Genomic DNA, 21,601 nt, shown 5'->3' on the forward strand with positions numbered 1-21,601 from the left:
TTTTTCTTTAAATTTTACTTTTCATCAAACAGTATTTATATTATAAAAAACTTAAATACTAATATTCTATACATTTTACCAATTATATGAGTCTAAATTGGTACAATGGGGGAAATATTTTGAGGAAAATGAAATTTATTGCATTGATGTCTATATTGGCATGTCTGTTGATTGTGATTCCGACAGGTTTTGCAGCCGATAATGCCACAGCACTTGGATTGAATGATACAAGTGATGTTTTAGGTGCTGATTATTACTTTGATGCTAATGTTGAAAACGATACTGGGGACGGAACCCTTGACAATCCTTATAAAAATTTAACAGATGAAAGGATTAAATCAGATTCAGTTATACATCTGGCTGATGGCGAATACGAATTGGATGATTCAAAAACCATTAGGAATGTCACAATCATAGGCCAGCATGTTGAATCTACAATCATTAAATTTTATGGTACTGGTTTTAAAGTTTCAACAAATCTAAATCTTCAAAATGTTACCTTGCTTAATCTGGCTATTACAGATAATGGTAATGCCAATATTAATGCAAATAATGTAATATTTAAAAATTCATTATCAAGTGCAATAAAATCAACTTATGCAGGCACTACAATCAATTTGTACAACTGTACCTTTTTCAACAATACTGCAGATTATGGTGGTGCAATAAATATTAATATGGGTACATTAAACATTGATGATACTTTATTTGACAGCAATTCAGCAAGATTATACGGTGGAGCAATTGCAGGTCAGAGCGAATCCACATTCATCACTGTTAAAAAGTCCAGATTCATGAATGACTACTCTCGTCAGGATGCTGGTGGTGCAATCTATATTCTGGACTCCTTGAAACTGTACTGTCAGGATACTGAATTCATTAACTGTTCAGCTACTTTTGGAGGTGCTGTAACTTCTTTAAGGTCTAATTCAACATTCATCAACATTACCGCAAGGGACAATAAGGCCAAATATGACGGTGGGGCAATATATGCAATGTATCAAATCCTGTCAGTTTTCAACTCCACTTTTATGAATAACTCTGCAAAAAATGCAGGAGCTGTTTATGCTGACGGATTGAATCTTTACATTAGCAATAATGGATTTGAAAGAAACACTGCTTCAAAAAATGCTGGTGCAGTATATAGTCTTGCAAATAAGTTGTCTTCTAGTTCAATATTGGATGAATCATTGAATAATTCATTTTCAAATAATTCTGCAGGTATTTATGATGATGTATTCGAATCAGAAAGTGTGAATTTAACCATTGGCAGCAATGATTACCTGTTAATCAGGTATAACTCCACTTTTGATGGAACATTGCCAAGTTCATATGATTTAAGAAAAGATCATTATGTTACTCCCGTTAAAAATCAAGGACAAAACGGTAACTGTTGGGCTTTCGCATCAATTGCTTCTCTTGAATCATGCATCTTGAAGGCAACCGGTAAAATATATGACCTTTCAGAATCCAATATGAAAAACATTATGGCATTATTCTCCGATTACGGTTGGGACATGTACCCTAACACTGGAGGATATGATAAAATGGGTTATGGATACCTTGTAAGCTGGTTAGGTCCGATAAATGAAACGGATGATGAGTATAATATAGGAACTGTGGTTTCTCCTGTCTTGAATAGTATGTTCCATATTCAAAATGTTTTGTTCTTACAAAGAAACGATCCTTTGGACAATGATGCTATTAAAAGAGCCATCCTTGAATATGGTGCAGTGGCAACATCAATTTACTGGGCAGGTGCTTATAATGGTAATCATTATTATAATGGTGATAAGGGTGCTAACCATGCAGTGACTATTGTAGGATGGGATGATAATTACTCAAGAACTAAATTCTCAACAAGACCTCCTGGTGATGGTGCATGGATCATTAAGAACAGTTGGGGTCCAAACTCAGGTTTAAACGGATACTATTATGTTTCATATTATGATGCAGTATGTGCCAAACCTGGTGCATTGGAGAAGAATTTCGTCTTTGTCTTCAATGATTCAATCAAATACGATAAGAATTACCAGTATGACATTGCAGGTAAGACAGATTACCTTTATAATTACTACAGCAATGTCCTGTATAAGAACATATTCAAGGCATCAGACAATGAATATTTAACAGCGGTTTCAACTTACTTTGACAGGCAAACCAACTGGAATCTGTCAATTTATGTGAATGGATTGTTGAAGCACACTCAAGTTGGAAGCTCTCCTAATAGCTATTCAACAATTGAATTGACTCAATATATCCCATTGAATATTGGGGATTTCTTTGAAGTTGTATTTAACATAACTGTTGATGGTGATGCGGGTGTTCCAATTTCAGAAGCGGTCAGCTTAAACAAGGAACTCTATTCCCGAGGCATATCATTCATTAGCTATGATGGTGAACATTGGGATGACTTATATGATTTTTCAGTTTCATATCCTGGCCACACTTACGCTTCTCAAGTTGCCTGCATAAAGGCGTTCACAGTATTGAATCCGGTCAACACAACAATTAACTTGACTGTTGAAAACACTGACAGTCCTTCCATAATCAAGGCTTTGGTATTGAATGAGTATGGAAACCCTGTCCTGTCAGGCAATGTCACATTCAATATTGAAGGTCAGGATTATGTTGTGGATATCGTTAACGGCTATGCAAGCTTGTTCCATGTCTTCAAGAATTTCGGAGCTAATTTAATCACTGCAAGCTTTGAAAAGACAGGTTTCATTTCATCAAGTTCAAACGTCACAGTGGACATATCAAAAGGCGATATTGAAATCGCATTGTACAGCACTGTTGGACTGCTCGATGCTCATATCAGCATCACCCTCTCAAAACCGATCAATGAGACAGTATATGTTAATGTAAATCAAAGCATTCATGAGGTCACTGTCACTGATGGTGTTGGAAAACTTGATTTAACTGACTTGTACTATGGAAAATATGACGTTGAGGCATATTTTGTCAATGACTACTACAATTGTGTAAACGGCACTGATTCATTCAACATAAACTATCTTAAGACATTCATTGAGGCAAGTGATGCTGAAGCATATCATAATGATGACTTTACGTATTCTATCAGGCTATTGGACAGGAATAACAATCCTATTTCTGGAAAAACCATCAGATTCACTGTTTGTAAAGTAACCAAGGAGAACACTACCAATGATGAGGGTATTGCATCAGTAAACTTCAAACTGGATGTTGGAAGATATGCAATTGATGTTTCATGTCCTTATGATGGCAAATGCCTCGAATCAGAGATTTCCAAAAATATTTTAATCAAATCAACAATCTCATTGCCTGCAGCCACAAAATACACATTTAATTCAAGCTATATTGTATATCTCTTGGATGTCAACGGTCAGAAATTGGCCAATGAGGAAGTCACCCTCGCAATTGGGGCCAACAATTACGCCCTAAAAACAGATTCAAATGGAATGTTAAGCTATGATATCTATTTAACTCCAGGATCATACAACATTATTGTGAATAACCTCAACACAGGAGAGGTTAAAACCCAAAATATCAATGTTGTCAAAAGGATAACTGAAAACAAGGCTTTGACAATGTATTATGGTGCAGGTTCATCATATAAAGTCAGGATATTTGACGACAATGGTAATGTTGCTGAAAATGCAAAAGTGAAATTCACAGTCAACGGCAAGTCCTATTACAAGTACAGTGATTCCAATGGATATGCATCATTGAAAATATCCTTGAAGCCTAACAAGTATACAATAACTGCTGAATATAAGGGATTCAAGGTTTCCAATAAGATTACAGTCAAATCCACAATAATCGCCAAGGACAAGACTGTCAAAAAAGGAAAAACCATTAAGTTTAAAGCCAAATTATTGAATTCCAAGGGTAAAATCCTTAAAAACAAGAAATTAACCTTCAAGTTCAAGGGCAAGACCTATAAGGTAAAGACCAACAGTAAGGGTATTGCAACCCTGAAAATCACCAAGAGGTATAAGGTTGGAAAATACACCATTTCAACTAAATATTGTGCATTAAAAATAAAAAATAAGATAACAATTAAAAAATAAGGTTAAAAAACCTTATTTATTTGCTTTTATTAATTTTCTAGCTGCTTTAATGTCAGTATTGTAGATATGGCCTGAGGTTGAGTGGTAATGAACTCCGCCGAAGTTAAGTTTTTCTCCGACAATTTCCTTGTTAACTTCCTCTTTCATTTTTAAACCTAAATATGCGATGAAGAACATGTTTGAGTAGAATGCTCCGAAAATGTCATTGCTTCTGAATATGCAGTGTATTGTAAGCTCATTGTCACGCACAAGGCACTGGAGGAACTGAAGGCATGGAATGTCTTCCTCTTCTGCATCCTCAATAGGGTTGATTGTCACTGCCACTGCACGGTTTGATCCGGTTGCTGTCAGGATCCTTTTTTTCATGCTTTCGAACTGGTCAACGTCAAAGTGTGCGAATATACGGTTAGGGTATGTGTAGACGAACCCTTGTGTGTTGTTGATTATGTCTGGGTCTTCCACTGATTTTACATACTCGTATAATGCATCGCTTTTGATTGGGCATCCTTCAATGTCGTATTTTCCGGATTTGATGTCTGCAAGCATCATTTCGGTAGTGTAGTTTTGATATTTTGCCCTGAATTTCAAATCCATTGGGTCATCTATTACGTAGAAGTTTCCTAAACTTTCCAATAGATGATGATTTGAGTCCTTATATGTTTCCTTTCCGCTTTTCAAGATTTTATCTACAAAATCTAAGTAACATTGATTAATACTTAACATTTAAAACAGTCCTTTTAGTAAAATTAATTAAAACTTTGTAATTGTTAATATTAATATTTTATTTTTTTAAAAAATTTCCATAAACTAATTGCTTCATGTAGATTATCATTTTCCACATCATTGATTTTATATGATAATGCGGATATTTTAGATAATGCTTTCATTATTATGGATGGATATTTCTTAAAATTGATTTAATTAGTCATTAATTCAATTATTGGATATCTAAAATGAGTGGAGTTTTTGGTAAAAAAAGAAGTGTGGTAAAAATATGCTAGCAGGCATATTTTTCCATCAGTTTGAATAAGTCCTTGGCCCAGTCGGTTGAATCCTGCTTGGTAATGTTTTCTGGAATCTCATATACGAAAGTAGGATATCCTGCCTGTGCAATAGGCTTTGAAACAAGAACTGCAGATGTGGACTTGTATGACTCGTTTCCTGTCCGTGGATAATATCCGAAATCGCTGGTCTTGTTTATCTTTTTTGCAATTTTCACAGAGGCATTGTCCATTTCAGGTGTTGCCAGATAGAATCCTTCTCCATACCATTCCACATGTGAATGGCTGATGATTACGCAATCTGCATCTGATGAGGTAACGTCCGGATTTACAAAGTCATGAACAAGGCTTTCACCATTTGCCCTTCCCTTCTTGTAGTTTTTAGGGTCTTTGGTTACATTGACCTGATAGTGGATGATCTTGACGTCATCCCTTCCGTCAACATATTCTTTTGCCGCTTTTGTTTCAGGATCGATTGATAGTGTTTCCCTTGGATGAATGCCGGTAATCAATGCGATTGAATTGTTGGCGCTCATGTTCCCGTAGGTTATTTTCTCAACGGTACCTAAACTGTTGTTTCCAATAACTCGGTAGGGGGAATTGCTCTTTTGATACTCTTCACTAAAAATCAACAATCCCAGTATGAGCAAAAGAACCACAATAATAATGATTTTAGTTTTCTTTTGCAAAATTTCACCTTACTTGATATTTGGGTAATTATTGTATAATATACTTTGCTAAAAATCATCTAAAAAAGAGTAATGTGTGAATTAAAAAAACAGTATTGATATTATCCAGCCCAATCAATTAAGATTAAACCAGATAATAATACATTTATATACTGTTTTTTTGTGTTTGTTCGTTTGCGTTTTATAAAACGTGCATAAATTACATATCATTTTGGAAAAACATATTTCTATGTTTTCCAATTAAATTTATCTTGCTTAAACTATTTAAACTTAATTGAATAAGACTAGTTTTTAACTAGCCTTATCATCTGGAAATTTTAAAACTAAATATAGTTTCTCAAATATTTTGTAAAGAAAAGGGGAAAGTCTTTACAGTAATTAGTTTGTTAGGATAATATAAATGCTTTTTCTTTGATTTGAGCTCAATTTTGCAGGTTAAAATCGTTTTTGTAGTCAAAAAACTATTGCATTTATATATGATGATATTGAGACAATTAGCTATTTGCCTCAATTTTTAAACATTGCTCATTTTTCACTTATTTTTTAACAATTAATTTAATCAAATTCATGGAATTTAATGCGGATTTTTGGATACTTTTAAATATATTATTGAATATAATTATATATACTTAGATTATTTTAAGTGTAAATTCAAAAAAAGTGTGAAATATATGACAAACGAAGATTTTGCAAAAAAAATTAAAGACATTAGAGCTAGACAGGACATGTCTATAGAAGACCTCGCAGAAAGAAGTGGCGTAAAGCTTGAAGTTCTCAAAGCCATGGAAGCTGGGGAAGTAATTCCATCACTCACCCCGTTAACCAAGATGGCAAGAGCATTAGGGGTAAGGCTTGGAACATTCCTTGACGACACACCGGAACTCGGACCGGTAGTAACCCGTGGCGGAAAGACCGAAAACTCACTTTACTTCTCAGGCCGTGAAGACGTGACAAACGCAACCAACCTTGAGTTCCACTCATTAGGCGCAGGTAAAATAGACAGGAACATCGACCCGTTCATGATCGATATCCAGTTTGAGGAAGGGGAAAAGGAACTGTCCTCTCACGAGGGTGAAGAGTTCATTTATGTACTTGAAGGTGAAATTGAAGTCATCTACGGTAAGGAAACCTATGCAATCGGCGTAGGCGACACCATATTCTATGACTCAGCGGTACCGCACCACCTCCACGCGAAAAGCGAGAACGGCGCAAAGATATTAGCCGTACTATACACTCCGTACTAGGTGATTTAGGATGAATAAAATAACTTTCAAGCCAAAAACCGATAGATTTTACACTGCTGATTTTGAATTACACTTGGAAACATTGCAATTGGGATTGCATTAATGATTTGTATTTTGGTTAGTTATTTTATTATAAGATATTAGAGGTGAAGAGTATGAGTGAATTATTTACAGAGCTTCCATTAGGGAAGTTTTTCGAGTCAATGGTTGAAAAGCAACCAGATCATGAATTTATCGTTTATCCAGACAGAAACTTAAGATTTACATATAAGGAATTTGACGAAAGAGTAGACAACCTGGCAAAAGGAATGCTAGCTATCGGTATTGAAAAAGGAGACCATGTAGGGATATGGGCTAAAAACGTTCCTGAATGGCTCACATACATGTTTGCAACCGCAAAAATCGGTGCAACAATCGTTACAGTAAACACAGCTTACCAGTCACACGAGCTTGAATATGTCCTCAAGCAGTCCGACATGAAGGCACTGGCAATGACTGACGCTTTCAGGGACACAAGCTACTTTGATATTATCAATGAACTGGTACCGGAATTAAAAAGCTGTGCAAGGGGACACCTTGTTGCCGAGAAGTTCCCTCACCTGAAGTTCATCTTCCACGTCGGACAGGAAAAGCACCGTGGAATGTACAACACCAATGAGCTATTGCTTTTAGGAATGAACTATGATGATGACGAGTACCAGAAGGTGAAGGATTCCGTAACCCAGCATGACGTAATCAACATGCAGTACACATCCGGAACCGAAGGATTCCCAAAGGGCGTAATGCTCACCTCACGTAACATCGTAAACGACGGTTACTACATTGGGGAAAACATGTATTACACTCCTGAAGACAGACTGCTTCTCCAGGTGCCATTATTCCATTGTTTCGGTACAGTGCTTGGTGTTATGGCAGTAATCACTCACGGATCAACCATGGTTGTTCTTGAGGAATACGACCCTCTTCTAGCTATATCCTCAATCCAGAAGGAAAAATGTACCTCAATCTATGGTGTTCCGACAATGTTTATCGGTATGATGAACCATCCGATGTTTGACATGTTCGACATGAGCTCACTTCGTACAGGAATCATGGCAGGCTCAACTTGTCCTGTCGAGACCATGAAGGATGCGATTGAGAAAATGAACATGAAGGGAATAACCAGTGTATACGGCCTTACCGAGGCAGCACCTGGTTTTACACAAACAAACGCAAAGGATTCATTCGAGAAGAAAATCAACACTGTCGGACGTAAGTTCCCAAACATTGAGGTTAAAATCGTTGACCCTGACACCGGTGAGGAACTGGGACCTGGTGAGAAAGGGGAAATCATGTGCAGGGGATTCAACGTCATGAAAGGTTACTACAACATGCCTGAAAAGACCGCTGAAACCATCGAGCCTGACGGATGGCTTCACTCAGGAGACCTTGCGACAGTGGATGAGGACGGATACTACTCAATCGTGGGCCGTATCAAGGACATGATCATCCGTGGTGGGGAAAACATCTACCCTCGTGAAATCGAGGAGTTCCTGTTCACCAATGAATGCGTGCAGGACGTTCAGGTTGCAGGAATACCTGATGAGAAGTACGGTGAAATCGTAGGGGCATTCATCATCAAGGAAGAAGGATTTGATGATGTGACTGAAGCCGATATCCGTGACTTCTGTATAGGATCCATTGCAAGGTACAAGGTGCCTAAATACGTGTTCTTCGTCGATGAGTTCCCACTCACAACAAGTGGTAAGATTCAAAAGTATAAGCTGGGCGACTTAGGTCTCAAGCTATTGGATGAAAGACGCGAAAGGGGAGAATTGTAAATCTCCTTAACATTATTTTTTTATTTTAATTCATTTTTATCATTCATTATTTAGTTGCTATTTTTTTAATTACTTCACTATGAAAGCAATATTGCTTTGAGCTTGAAATAAGATTATCATTTCAATAAAAACCTTTTTAAATCAATAGGCCAATATATAATAGTGTTAAGTGCATTTAAACTTAACAGGTTGATATTATGTATGATGAAAAGAATTTTGATGAGAAATTTAAGGAACTTGGTGAGTACTATAATATCAATTCCCCAGATGAAATCCGCAAGCAATTGAAAATGAACGAGAACATCTTCACGCTACTTGAGGAGGTGAAGCCTTACCTTGAAGAATCATTCAGTGATGCTGAATACACTCTTGAGATGAATTTCGAACCTGAAATGGATGATGATTTTATAATTTTAAGAGTCGACGTTACTGAAGAGAGATTCAACAATGGCATTGGAGATGAAATGAGACAATTTGACTCTAAAACTCGTGAACTTTGGAAAAATGCAAATATCTGTCGTGAATTATGTGTAATGCCGGGGATTTTAGATGTTTGATTTTAGAAATGTCAAGGATGTGGCAGATTATCTTGCTCTTAGAGAAGGTGAGGAGTATAGTCGCTCTGCAATCAGCAGGTACTATTATTCACTTTTTGGTTGTGCCAGATTATATTTGATTTTAATCATGCATGAAACGGAATTCATCAGTGGAAAGAACATTCACAAGAGGATTTGCGACAGGTTAAAGAATTCTAATAACCCTACTGAAAATTCAATAGGTGGGATTTTAGAGAATTTAAGACAAATTAGAAATCAAGCGGATTATGATTGGGAAAAATATGATGGTTCTTTTTTCGAGAAAAGACTCAACTTCGTTAAAAAGGAGTCAAGAATAGGTCTTGAACAAATTGAAGCCCTCAAGAACTCACCACCACTTAAACTATAAATAAATTTTTTTTTAAATCATCAAAAATTTACACTTAGACATCACTATTGCCATGCAAGCAACCATAAAAAAGAAAACCTTTATATATAACCTGAAGGTAATGTTACTATGCACTTTAAATTAAACATCATCATTTGATATTATTTGAATTTGGACTCTGTACGAACTTTTGGGAATTTGGAGGCTGATAAAAATGACACCACACGTAAACATAACTGCATATGGGAGTGCAGTATTCTTTTAGACTCTATACGTCCAGTCATTTCACCTAGACTGGGCTGTAATTGTTATTAGTAAAAAGGCTTTTGAAATTTTATAAACCGTCATCATTTGAGGAATAAGTATGGAAACAAAAGGAAATATCAATTTAAACGTTAGAAAGACTGTTGAAAACTCCGTAGCAGGAAATGAGGATTTTCACTTTTATGTGGATGAACTCACATCCAGAGACTACATGCCCACCTATGCCGGAATGGCAGATGAGAAGTATGGGTATGATGAGATGGATGATGAGTTTTTTGAGTTTGTTGAAAGGAAAGCCAGTGAGGATGGAATCTACATCCGATTGGTGTTCGCCACAGGCCAGATGGACAATGGCGAAGCGGTGTTTCACCTGGAATACGGTGGAAGCGAAAGGGAGTTTCGCACTAGTGATGTGGACAATGTCCTTGTCTTTGAGTTTGCCGACTTTGGGGTAAAGGTCAAGGGAGATGAGTTAACTTTCGGAGCCACAATCGATGGGGGCTGCGGTCACACTCCATATTTTGCCGAGTTCGGTTCCGACAAGGCAAATGATGAGTTCATATCACCTAATAATCCTTTAAATCAGCTGGTTATTGAAATCATGAGGGGGATGATAAGATGATCAACAATTTTGTAAGCGGTTTTCAGCTATTAATTGTAATGCTTTCAGTGTCAATAATAATGTACACGATACTTAGGGGGGATGATAGAAAAAGCAGCTATTACACACTGCTGCTTAATCTGTGCATGCTGTGGATGGTATTGATTTAGAGGTTTGAATGCATTTAAATTTAGCCCAATATTCACAAGAGATTTATGAGTTTTTAAGTGCCGAGACACTTGAAAAAATAGACTATGGCATTTTGGACTTGTCCAATGTCTGTGACTTGGAGTTGAGGGAGGTTCTTCATTTTTTTGAGGAGCTTCTCACAATGGAGCTGAAAGTTAACTATATGGAAAACAGCACCGGGATTTTCAGGGTCCATACTGTTGACGGAGGGTATTGCTACCGGGAATTTGGAAATGTCCTTGAAGCTGACTCGATTGATGAGTTAAGGGAGTTGGTTTTGAGCGAGAACAGGATATGGTATGTCTTTGATGATTTACTTTCAGATGAAATTATTTAGGTGAATTTACTTCACTTTAATTATTTTTTTAAATTTTAAATAATTTGTAATTTATTGAATATTATTCAACTTGTTGAAAATTCATAATGTCATATTTTTTTTACTTTTTTTATTCATTTTCAATTTCATATTGTTGCATGATTAAACAGTAATAATCGTTTATTTTAACTTTTTAGGCAATTATAAACTTTTTTTATTCAATTTTTTTAAAGCAATTTGGCCATATAATTATAACATTTATATATTATTGCAAACAAATGTATAGTTCGTAAGGGAATGGTCGATTTTTGTTTGATTGTACAAAAACGGTTTTTTAATCAAGCAGATTTAAAATCAAAATGAAATTTGTACAGTAAAATCGAATAATTATTGTCATTCTTTTATGATTTGATCATGTTTCATGATTGAATTGGTATGATAAATAATATTTATTATACGGGTAAGTAAAAAATTGTATTCATAATGGAGGAGATAATATCAATAGAAAAATAGAAAAATCTATTTTACTTATTTTGATATTATTCTTGTTCGTATCTTTAGTGGGAGTAGTTAGTGCATCGCAGGATTCAGCAATGAATAATACGATATCGACAGACACGGGTGGTGATAACCTACCGTTGATGTTGCAAGATGAAACTACAGTTGATAAATTACAGGCCAGTAACGATGATAAATTATCGGCCACACATGATGTGTCTGGTTCAACAGTTCAGGACATCAAAAATCTGTTTGATTCCGGAGCTGTTCAGGAAGGAGACACAATCTATTTGGGAAACCAAAGTATCTCATCCACTTGGGGTGAATGGGATGCAAACCAAGTAATTAATGTTAATGTCGCTAATGTGATTATTTCCGGTGGAACTAGTGATAATCCAAATGGATTTTCAACAATTGACGCTCATTCAGCAAAAGTGTTTAGCTTTAATGCAGCCGGAATAACATTGAACAACGTTAAGATTTTAAATTCCTATGGTGGAAATGGACCTGGATCTGCAATTAATATCGATGCTTCAGATTGTACAATAAACAATTGTGTATTTGAAAATTGTCAAGTAAAAGAAGGTGGTGCTATTCATGGATCTAGTTCCGCTTCAAATACCCAAATTACCAATTGTAACTTTACAAATAATGAAGCTAGATGGAGTGGATCTGGTGGAGCAATCTACTTTGCAGGTTCCGATAATAAAATTGATGGTTGTAATTTCGAACAAAACGCTGCAGGTACTTACGGGGCTGTTTATAGTGCCGGAAACCTTGCAATAACAAATTCCAATTTCAACCAAAACATTGCATCAGGTTCTGCTGCTGTTTATAGTGGAGGAACTCTTACAGTGAGAAATTCTAATTTCACTTCAAATGGTAGAGCTATTAATGCTCATTCCGATGCAGAATTAACTGATTGTAAAGTAGAAAATCATGAATCATCTAATGCAGCAGTTACAGTTTTAGGTACAGCAACTGTAAGAAATTCCAACTTTACTAGCAATAAAGCTAGCAATGGTAATGGTGGAGCATTAGATGTTACTGGAGCTAATTCTGTAGTTGATAACTGTAACTTTGTCGGCAACGAAGCTACTAAAGCATATTTGTCTGGTGGTGCAGTTGCATTACATGGTTCTGGTTCAACTATTTTAAACAGTAATTTTGAAAGAAACAAAGCAGGACAAGGTGGTGCAGTAAGTATTGAAACATTAAGTATTAGTATTGATAACTGTAATTTCACTGAAAATGAGGCTGCAACTGGTGGTGCAATTTATATTAACAATGATAATACCGCCATATCAAATTCTAATTTCAATGAAAACACTGCTACCAGTCAAGGTGGAGCAATATACATTGCTGACAACTGTCACAATGCACAAATGACTGACTCTAATTTCACAGACAACAATGCTGCTACAGGAAAAGCAATTTATGCTGACGGTAGTGGTGACGGTAAAGTAACAAACTGTGAACTTGGTGGAGTAACTGATTTAACTGTTACTGGAGGATATCCTAAATTAACATTTACTCTGGCAACAGACTACTCAAACATTGTTGTAGGAAACATTGACGGAGCATCTGGTGGCGACGGCTCTAAAGTTCCATTACCAAACGAAGAAATCCAAGTGGAAATCCGTAATAGTAATGGTGATTTAGTTGACACTGTCACTGGTGTAACCGATAGTAACGGACAGATAGTCTATGATTACTCACATCTTCCAAAAGATACCTACACATATACCGCAACTTATTTGGACGGTAAAACAAAAGAGGGTACTTTTGGTATTATAGAAGTTGAGGGTAACGGATTTTCTGATATTCAAAGGGCAATCGACAACGCTCAAGCTGGCGACATCATTTTCCTTAAAGATATCACTTATCTAAATGATATTGATGGAACTATGGTTATTGACAAAACTCTTTCAATAATCGGTACTGATGGAACTGTCTTGGATGCGGAAGGTGAATCCAGAATATTCACCATCAATGATGGTGTAAGTAATGTGGTTCTGGACCATATGAATTTCATAAACGGTAATGTCGCTGATGGTGACGGTGGAGCAATTTATGTTGGTGCAAATGCACACAATTTCAATGTATTGAATTCAAACTTCACAAACAACCATGCGGACAGTGAAGGTGCTGACGGTGGAGCAATTTATGTTGCTGGAGGTTCCAATAATGGTGTAATAAGCAATGTAACTTTCATCAACAACACTGCCGATATCGGTGGTGGAGCCGTCAAAATCCAAAACGGTTATGAATGGAATGTATATAACTCTACATTCACCAACAACACCGCTTACGGTAATGGTGAAGATGCAGGTAGAGGTATTGAAAACGGTGGAGGAGCTATCTGGTCATGTTATGGTGAAGTTGGCATACACAACTCCACATTTACAGCCAACAAAGGTACCTATGGTGGTGCATTAAGAGGACCGTTCAATACTGAAGATTCCGAGTTCTACGACAATGTGGCTACCAACGGTAACGGTGGTGCTATTGACGTGACCATCGATGTATATTATGTTCAACCTCCGGTTCTCAGCTATGTTAACACTACATTTGTTAACAACACTGCAAGAGGAGACCGTGGTGATGAGCGTGCTCAAGGTGGAGGAGTTCACATGTATAATATTGAACACGTAGAAATCCTTGAGTGTGAATTCTACAACAACACCGCAGACAGGGGTGGAGCAATCGATTTATACATCATTAACACAGTTAATGTTGACAATTCCATCATTAAAAACAACACCGCTACCTCAGAAGGTGGAGGACTGTACATCAACACTACAGACACTCCAAGTACATTCACCAATTCCAATATCTCCGATAACAGTGCAGGTACTGAAGGTGGAGCTATTTGTCTTGTTGCAAATGGCGCTTTATTTGAAAACGTGACTTCAGTAAACAACACTGCTGCAAAAGGAGGTTCCGCATATATTGAAGGTAATAATACTTTGGTACAGAACTGTACTTTCAGTAACAACAAGGCGATTGTAACTGATCAAGAGAACTCAGGTGTTGGTGGGGCAATTGATATTGTCGGTAACGACTGTCATCTTTTCAATGTAACATCAGACAACAACACCGCTTACCGTGGTGGATCAACATTCATCAGGGGTAACAACACCTTAGTCATGGATTCTGAATTCGACAACAACAACGCTACCCTCAGGGGTGGAGGTTTGAACATTGCAGGTTCAGGATGTCAAATAATCAACGTTGACGTATCCAACAACAATGCGTTTGATAGTGATGAGGATGAATCCGGTCTCGGTGGAGGTCTCTATATTGTTGCTGACGGAACACTCTTGAGAAATGTAACTGCTGATAACAACGCCGCTAAAAACGGTGGTGGAGCATACATCAAGGGTAATGATGTGATTGTAGACAATTGTACATTAAGTAACAACAGAGCTATCTACAACGAAAGCCAAACCAATACATCCGGTCTCGGTGGAGCATTGGACATTTTAGGTAATGGATGTAACGTTACAAATGTTAATTCATTCAATAACAGTGCTCATCGTGGAGGATCCACTTTCATTCGTGGTAACAACACTCGTGTTGAAGACTGTAAATTGGATGGTAACAACGCTACCCTCAGGGGTGGAGGATTGAACATCGCTGAATGTGAAAACTGTACTGTTACAAATGTGGAAATCAACAACAACCATGCAGGCCTTATGGGTGGTGGTATTTACGTAGTTTCCGATGGAGCTCAATTCACAAATATCACTGCTGATAACAACAATGCTGAACGTGGTGGAGGAGCTTTCATTAACGGTACTGGCGTATTGGTTCAGGACTCAGAGTTCAACAACAACAAGGCTAACTTCAACGAAAGCAATCCTAACTCAACCGGTCTCGGTGGAGCATTGGACATTGCAGGTAATGACTGTCATATTATTAACACACACTCCAACAACAACACCGCTTACCGTGGTGGGTCAACATTCATTAGGGGTGACAACACATTGATTGAAAACTGTAACCTGGACAATAACTCCGCAACCCTCAGGGGTGGTGGATTGAACATTGCAGGTGACAATTGTACAGTTAACAATGTGAGTGTATCCAATAACAAGGCAGGTACCATGGGTGGTGGGCTTTACATCATGTCCAACGGTACAACCATTAATGGTATCATTGCAGACAACAACACCGCTCAACGTGGAGGATCCACATTCATCAACGGTACTAATGTAATCGTTAAAAACGGTGAGTTAAACAATAACAAGGCTATCTATAACGGTACCGATAACACCGGTTTAGGTGGTGGATTCGACATTGTCGGTGACAATATTTTAGTTGACAATGTTCACTCAAACAACAACACCGCTTATCGTGGTGGTTCCACATTCATCAGAGGTTCAAATGTGACTGTTCAGAACTGTAACCTGGACAACAACACCGCTGAAATCAGAGGTGGAGCATTGAACATCGGAGGCGGTGACAACTGTAAGATTATAAATGTCAGTGTGTCAAACAACCGTGCTTCCGAGAAAGGTGGAGCTGTATATGTAGTTGGTGACAATGCATTCTTTGATAATGTGACTTCTATACACAATCATGCTGAACGTGGTGGATCATCATTCATCGAAGGTAACAATGTCACTGTAATAAATTCCGACTTGAACAACAACACTGCTAGTGTTCGTGGTGGTGGATTAAACGTTGCAGGAGACGGATGTACATTTGTCAATGTGACCCTGTCAAATTGTAACGCTACCGAAGAGGGTGGTGCTATTTACGTTAGAGGAAACGATAATGAATTCGATAACGTAACTTCAGTAAACAACCATGCTCATTCAGGTGGATCCACCTATATTACAGGTAATAACACCATTGTAAAGGATTGTACACTTGTTGACAATAGTGCTATATCCTCTGGTGGTGCAATAGCAATCGAAGGAAACAATAATAATTTCACAGGAAACAACATTTCTAAAAATACTGCGTATATGGGTGGAGCTATCTCTATTGATGGTGAGAACAATCTGTTCACATACAACAACATTACCTTCAATGAAGCTCACAACAATGATGAATATCCTTTATACAGTTCTGGAGGAGCTATGGCCATACAAGGAGAAAACACCAATTTCACCCATAACAACATTTCATGCAATTTCGCAGATGAAACTGGTGGTGCAATGGTTTGTTATGGTGATAATTTATACATGGAAGACATCTTTGCTTTCAACAATTCTGCAGAAAATGGTGGTTTTGCCCAAATCATGTGGGCTAATGATTTAATCATTAAGAACTCTACATTCCTAAGCAACCAGGCTACAGGAAATATCGATAGAGATAGGGGTGAAGGTGGAGCAATTCATGTTTCAAACTCTGAAAACATTGATATTCAAGGATACTTCAGCTACAACACAGCTACAAACGGTTCTGCAATCTATGTGCAAGATTCAACATTAAAGGTTCATGATTCAACATTCTTTGACAATCAGGCTAAATCCTACTTGCTCATCATTGACTATGACAGATGGAACAGTACCGCTAACTGTACTGTTAAAGGAGTTTGCAATTGTACTTGCAATTGCTCAAGCCATAATGTAGTAAATCGTGAAAATACCATGAACAATGTGCATAATAGGATGTTGGACAAAATGCGTGCCAACGGAATGATTGATCTTATTCGTGCAAGCAACTATGATGTTTGCGAATGTGAATGCGGATGTGAAGGACACTGTGCAGATGATGGTTCATGTGACTGTTCTTGTGAAGACTATAAATACATTGCAACAGTATATGAAGGTGAAAACATCACAATCATTGTCTACCATAAAGGTGGTGACAATATTGCTAATGCAATGTATAACAGAGATAGTGATGTTCTTGTAAACAATATCAGCTATCCTTTCTATGACAAAGACGGCAATGAAGTCATTAAGCAAACTCCATCAGAAGACATTAATCCTGTAATCGGTCCTGAAAACAGTCATGACGGTGAGGATATCTATCAATATCCTTTCGAAAACAATCAGATTATCACAATCATTGTTTATAATGAATCTGGTAATGTAGTGAAAAATGTCACATATGATGAAATTAATAAAACCGACATTTATGGTGCTACCAAATTGCTTTTAACCAATTTAACAGTAGGAAACTATACTGTTCACGCAATTTACAGGGAAAGTACCTATTACACTGCTATTGAAAACAAATCTTCATTCAGGGCAATACCTATTGAAGATGAATTGGTTCAAAAAATTACTGTCAATGAGACTGTTTTAGTTGGGGATAATGTTGATTTTGTTGTTATTGTAAATAACACTAACAATTTCACCCTGCACAATGTTACTATTACTGAAATATTCAATACAGCTGAATTACAGTATGTTAACCATACTAACAGCCGTTTATGGATAATAAACAGTACTTATTATATTAATAAGACTGTTGACGGTAAAAAAGTAAATTATACTTGTATAGTATTTAAATATCAAGGTGATTTAGCAGGTAATTCAAGTGCTAACTTTACTATAACATTCAATACATTGACTACCGGTACTTTAGTAAATACAGTCAATTTAACAACCAATGAGACAGGAAACAAGACAATGTCTGCAAGCAACAAGACCAAGGTCTTAAAATTGCTTGATAAGATCACTGTCAATGAGACTGTTTTCGTTGGTGATAATGTTGATTTCATTGTAGTTGTTACAAATCATGGTATTGCAAACGGTACAAATAGCTCAACCAATAAGACTATTTACCTCACTTTGCATAATGTGACTATTACCGAGATTTTCAACACTGCTGAATTGAAATATTTAAACCATACCAATAATGACAAATGGGTAATAAACAACACTTATTACATCACAAAAACTGTTGGTGATGTGGCTGTTAATTACACATGCATGGTATTTAAATATCAAGGCAGTTTAGATGTGAATGAAAGTGCAAACTTCACTATCACATTCAAAACATTGAAAACCGGAGTTTTAGTAAATACAGTCAATTTAACAACTAATGAAACAGGCAATAAAATTATTACTGCAAACAATGACACATTGGCTTTAAAATTAGTTGAAAAATTAACAATCAACAAAACTGTTATTGTTGGTCAAAATGTTACCTTTACAATTGTGGTTAATAACACCTTCAATATTACTTTACACAACATTACAATTACTGAAATCTTCAATTCCACACAATTGGAATATATGAATCATACAAATTCCAAAGTATGGATTAAAGAGGGTAATGTATTCAAATATAAAGGTAATTTAACTGCATATCAAAGTTTAAGCTTTAACATAACATTTAATGCAAAAACCAATGGTACTTTTGTAAACACTGTTAATTTAACAACCAATGAAACCGGAAACAGTATTGATACAGCTAACAATACAACTGTTGTTTACAAACCTAACATGACTGTTGAGAAAGTTTCATTGAATGTGACTGACTTTGTCATTGTAAATGACACTGTTGCATTTAATATTACTGTATTCAACAAAGGGGACTGTAATTTAAGCAAAGTTAATGTTACTGAATCATTCAAAGCAAATGAATTTAAGTTCATTAGATTTGTTGGTGCTGATTGGTCATCTGTGGATAATAAGACTTTTGTTTATGGCAAAAATCTCACTGTTGGTGGTAACGCTACATTCACTATTTACTTCAAAGCATTGATTAACGGTACTTTAGTGAATAATGTTACTGCTAGGTCTAATATGACTAATGATACTAATAGTTCTGCTAATGTTACTGTTTACAATCCTAATATGACTGTTGAGAAGGTAAGCTTGAACATTACTGACTTTGTTATTGTGAATAACACTGTTGCGTTTAATATTACTGTATTCAACAAGGGTGATTGTAATTTAAGCAAAGTTAATGTGACTGAGGCTTTCAATGCTGATGAGTTTGAGTTTATCAGATTTGTTGGTGATGATTGGACTGCATCCAAAGACAATAAGACTTTCTTCTATGGAAAAGAACTTGTTGTTGGAGGTAATGCTACATTCACAGTTTACTTCAAGGCTTTAACTAATGGAACATTAGTGAATAATGTTACTGCTAGGTCTAATGTAACTAATGATACTAATAGTTCTGCTAATGTTACTGTTTACAATCCTAATATGACTGTTGAGAAGGTAAGTTTGAACATTACTGACTTTATTATTGTGAATAACACTGTTGCGTTTAACATTACTGTATTCAACAAGGGTGATTGTAATTTAAGCAAAGTTAATGTGACTGAGGCTTTCAATGCTGATGAGTTTGAGTTTATCAGGTTAGTTGGTGCTGATTGGAAGTCCGATGACAACAAGACTTTCGTTTATACTAAAGATCTTGCTGTTGGTGCTAACGCTACATTCACAGTTTATTTCAAGGCTTTAACTAATGGAACATTAGTAAACAATGTAACTGCTAGATCAAATGTAACTAATGATACTAATAGTTCTGCTAATGTGACTGTTTACAATCCTAATATGACTGTTGAGAAGGTAAGTTTGAACATTACTGACTTTGTTATTGTGAATAACACTGTTGCGTTTAATATTACTGTATTCAACAAAGGGGACTGTACTTTAGGTAATGTGAATGTTACTGAGGCTTTCAATGCTGATGAGTTTGAGTTTATCAGGTTTGTTGGTGCTGATTGGAAGTCTGAAGACAACAAGACTTTTGTTTATACTAAAGATCTTGCTGTTGGTGCTAACGCTACATTCACAATTTATTTCAAGGCATTAACCAATGGAACATTAGTCAATAACGTTACTGCTAGGTCTAATGTGACTAACGATACTAATGACACTGCTAATGTGACTGTTTACAATCCTAATATGACTGTTGAGAAGGTAAGTTTGAACATTACTGACTTTGTTATTGTTAATGATACTGTTGCGTTTAATATTACTGTATTCAACAAAGGGGACTGTGACTTGCACAATGTGACTGTTACTGATGTATTTGACTCTGATGAGTTCACATTCATTAGATACTCTGAGGATAAAGGTTGGACCAAATCTGCAGAGGGTTATGTTTTCACTTATGGCAATCTTGCCAAAGGCAGAAACGCTACCTTCACTGTTTGGTTTACCGCTAAAGTCAATGGTACTTTAAACAACACTGCTATTGCTAAATCCAATGAAACCAATGAAACAAACAGCACTGCTAACGTTACCGTATACAACCCTAACATGACTGTTGTGAAAGTAAGTTTGAATGCTACTGATTTCGTTATTGTTAATGATACTGTTGCGTTTAATATTACTGTATTCAACACTGGGGACTGTGACTTGCATAATGTGACTGTTACTGATGTATTTGACTCTGATGAGTTCACATTTGTTGGTTATTCTGAGGATAAAGGTTGGACCAAATCTGAATCAGGTTATGTTTTCACTTATGGCGATCTTGTCAAAGGCGGAAACGCTACATTCACTGTTTGGTTTACCGTTAAAGTCAATGGTACTTTAAACAACACTGCTGTTGCTAAATCCAATGAAACCAATGAAACCAACAGTACTGATAACGTAACTGTTTCAAACCCTGGTTTAGGCGTTGTGAAAGTTTCATTGAATGCAACCGACTTTGTTATTGTGAATAATACTGTTGCATTTAATATTACAGTAATCAACAAAGGTTCCAGTGATTTACACAATGTGACTGTTACTGAAAGTTACATACCTAAGGAATTGACTTATATAAACCATTCTGATAAGGATTTATGGATTAGATCTGGTGATGTTTTCACTTATCAACAAACTCTTGTTAAAGGTGGAAACGCTACATTCACTATTTGGTTCATAGCCAATACCAATGGAACTTTAGTCAATAATGTAACCGCTAAGTCTAATGAAACCAATGAAACCAATGACACAGCAGATGTAACTGTTTACCTGCCTAATATGACTGTTGAGAAAGTAAGCTTAAATATTACTGACTTTGTTATTGTGAATAACACTGTTGCGTTTAATATTACTGTATTCAACAAAGGGGACTGTACTTT

Annotated in this window: 11 protein-coding genes; 9 read left to right on the plus strand and 2 right to left on the minus strand. The window is 36.4% G+C overall.

Annotation, left to right across the window (positions count from 1 at the left end):
• Positions 1-128: 128 nt before the first annotated feature.
• On the plus strand, positions 129-4,055 hold the full coding sequence (locus E7Z78_RS05810) for a C1 family peptidase (RefSeq protein WP_303724231.1): 3,927 nt from the start codon (positions 129-131) through the stop codon (positions 4,053-4,055).
• A gap of 12 nt (positions 4,056-4,067) precedes the next feature.
• Here the strand turns inward: E7Z78_RS05810 and E7Z78_RS05815 are convergent, their stop codons facing one another.
• The gene (locus E7Z78_RS05815; protein ID WP_303724219.1) at positions 4,068-4,778 is read right to left on the minus strand and encodes a thymidylate synthase; all 711 of its coding nucleotides are present in this window, start codon (positions 4,776-4,778) and stop codon (positions 4,068-4,070) included.
• A 274-nt stretch (positions 4,779-5,052) separates the two neighbouring features.
• Positions 5,053-5,745 carry a hypothetical protein gene (locus E7Z78_RS05820; protein WP_303724220.1) on the minus strand — a complete coding sequence of 231 codons (693 nt, stop codon included), beginning with the start codon at positions 5,743-5,745 and terminating at the stop codon, positions 5,053-5,055.
• A gap of 671 nt (positions 5,746-6,416) precedes the next feature.
• Between E7Z78_RS05820 and E7Z78_RS05825 the strand changes: the two genes are divergently transcribed.
• The 8 genes from E7Z78_RS05825 to E7Z78_RS05860 all read left to right on the plus strand — a co-directional run.
• Positions 6,417-6,989 (plus strand): XRE family transcriptional regulator, encoded by a 573-nt coding sequence (locus E7Z78_RS05825; protein WP_303724221.1) that lies wholly within the window; start codon positions 6,417-6,419, stop codon positions 6,987-6,989.
• Positions 6,990-7,144: 155 nt separating this feature from the next.
• Entirely contained in the window at positions 7,145-8,809 is a 1,665-nt protein-coding gene (locus tag E7Z78_RS05830; protein WP_303724222.1) for an AMP-binding protein, read from the plus strand.
• Between the two features lie 197 nt (positions 8,810-9,006).
• Positions 9,007-9,366, plus strand: coding sequence for a hypothetical protein (locus E7Z78_RS05835; protein WP_303724223.1), 360 nt, complete (start codon positions 9,007-9,009; stop codon positions 9,364-9,366).
• Positions 9,359-9,754 carry a hypothetical protein gene (locus E7Z78_RS05840; protein ID WP_303724224.1) on the plus strand — a complete coding sequence of 132 codons (396 nt, stop codon included), beginning with the start codon at positions 9,359-9,361 and terminating at the stop codon, positions 9,752-9,754. The genes E7Z78_RS05835 and E7Z78_RS05840 overlap by 8 nt, the downstream gene beginning before the upstream one ends.
• Before the next feature lie 343 nt (positions 9,755-10,097).
• Positions 10,098-10,619 (plus strand): hypothetical protein, encoded by a 522-nt coding sequence (locus E7Z78_RS05845; RefSeq protein ID WP_303724225.1) that lies wholly within the window; start codon positions 10,098-10,100, stop codon positions 10,617-10,619.
• Positions 10,616-10,768, plus strand: coding sequence for a hypothetical protein (locus E7Z78_RS05850; protein WP_303724226.1), 153 nt, complete (start codon positions 10,616-10,618; stop codon positions 10,766-10,768). Before E7Z78_RS05845 ends, E7Z78_RS05850 begins: the two co-directional genes overlap by 4 nt.
• Before the next feature lie 8 nt (positions 10,769-10,776).
• A complete protein-coding gene (locus tag E7Z78_RS05855) occupies positions 10,777-11,124 on the plus strand; it encodes a hypothetical protein (RefSeq protein WP_303724227.1) in 348 nt (115 codons plus the stop codon).
• Positions 11,125-11,744: 620 nt separating this feature from the next.
• Positions 11,745-21,601 (plus strand): right-handed parallel beta-helix repeat-containing protein (locus E7Z78_RS05860; protein ID WP_303724228.1); only part of this gene is annotated, 9,857 nt, incomplete at its 3' end.

Source organism: Methanobrevibacter thaueri (assembly GCF_015062915.1).
Classification (GTDB): Archaea; Methanobacteriota; Methanobacteria; order Methanobacteriales; family Methanobacteriaceae; genus Methanocatella; species Methanocatella thaueri_B.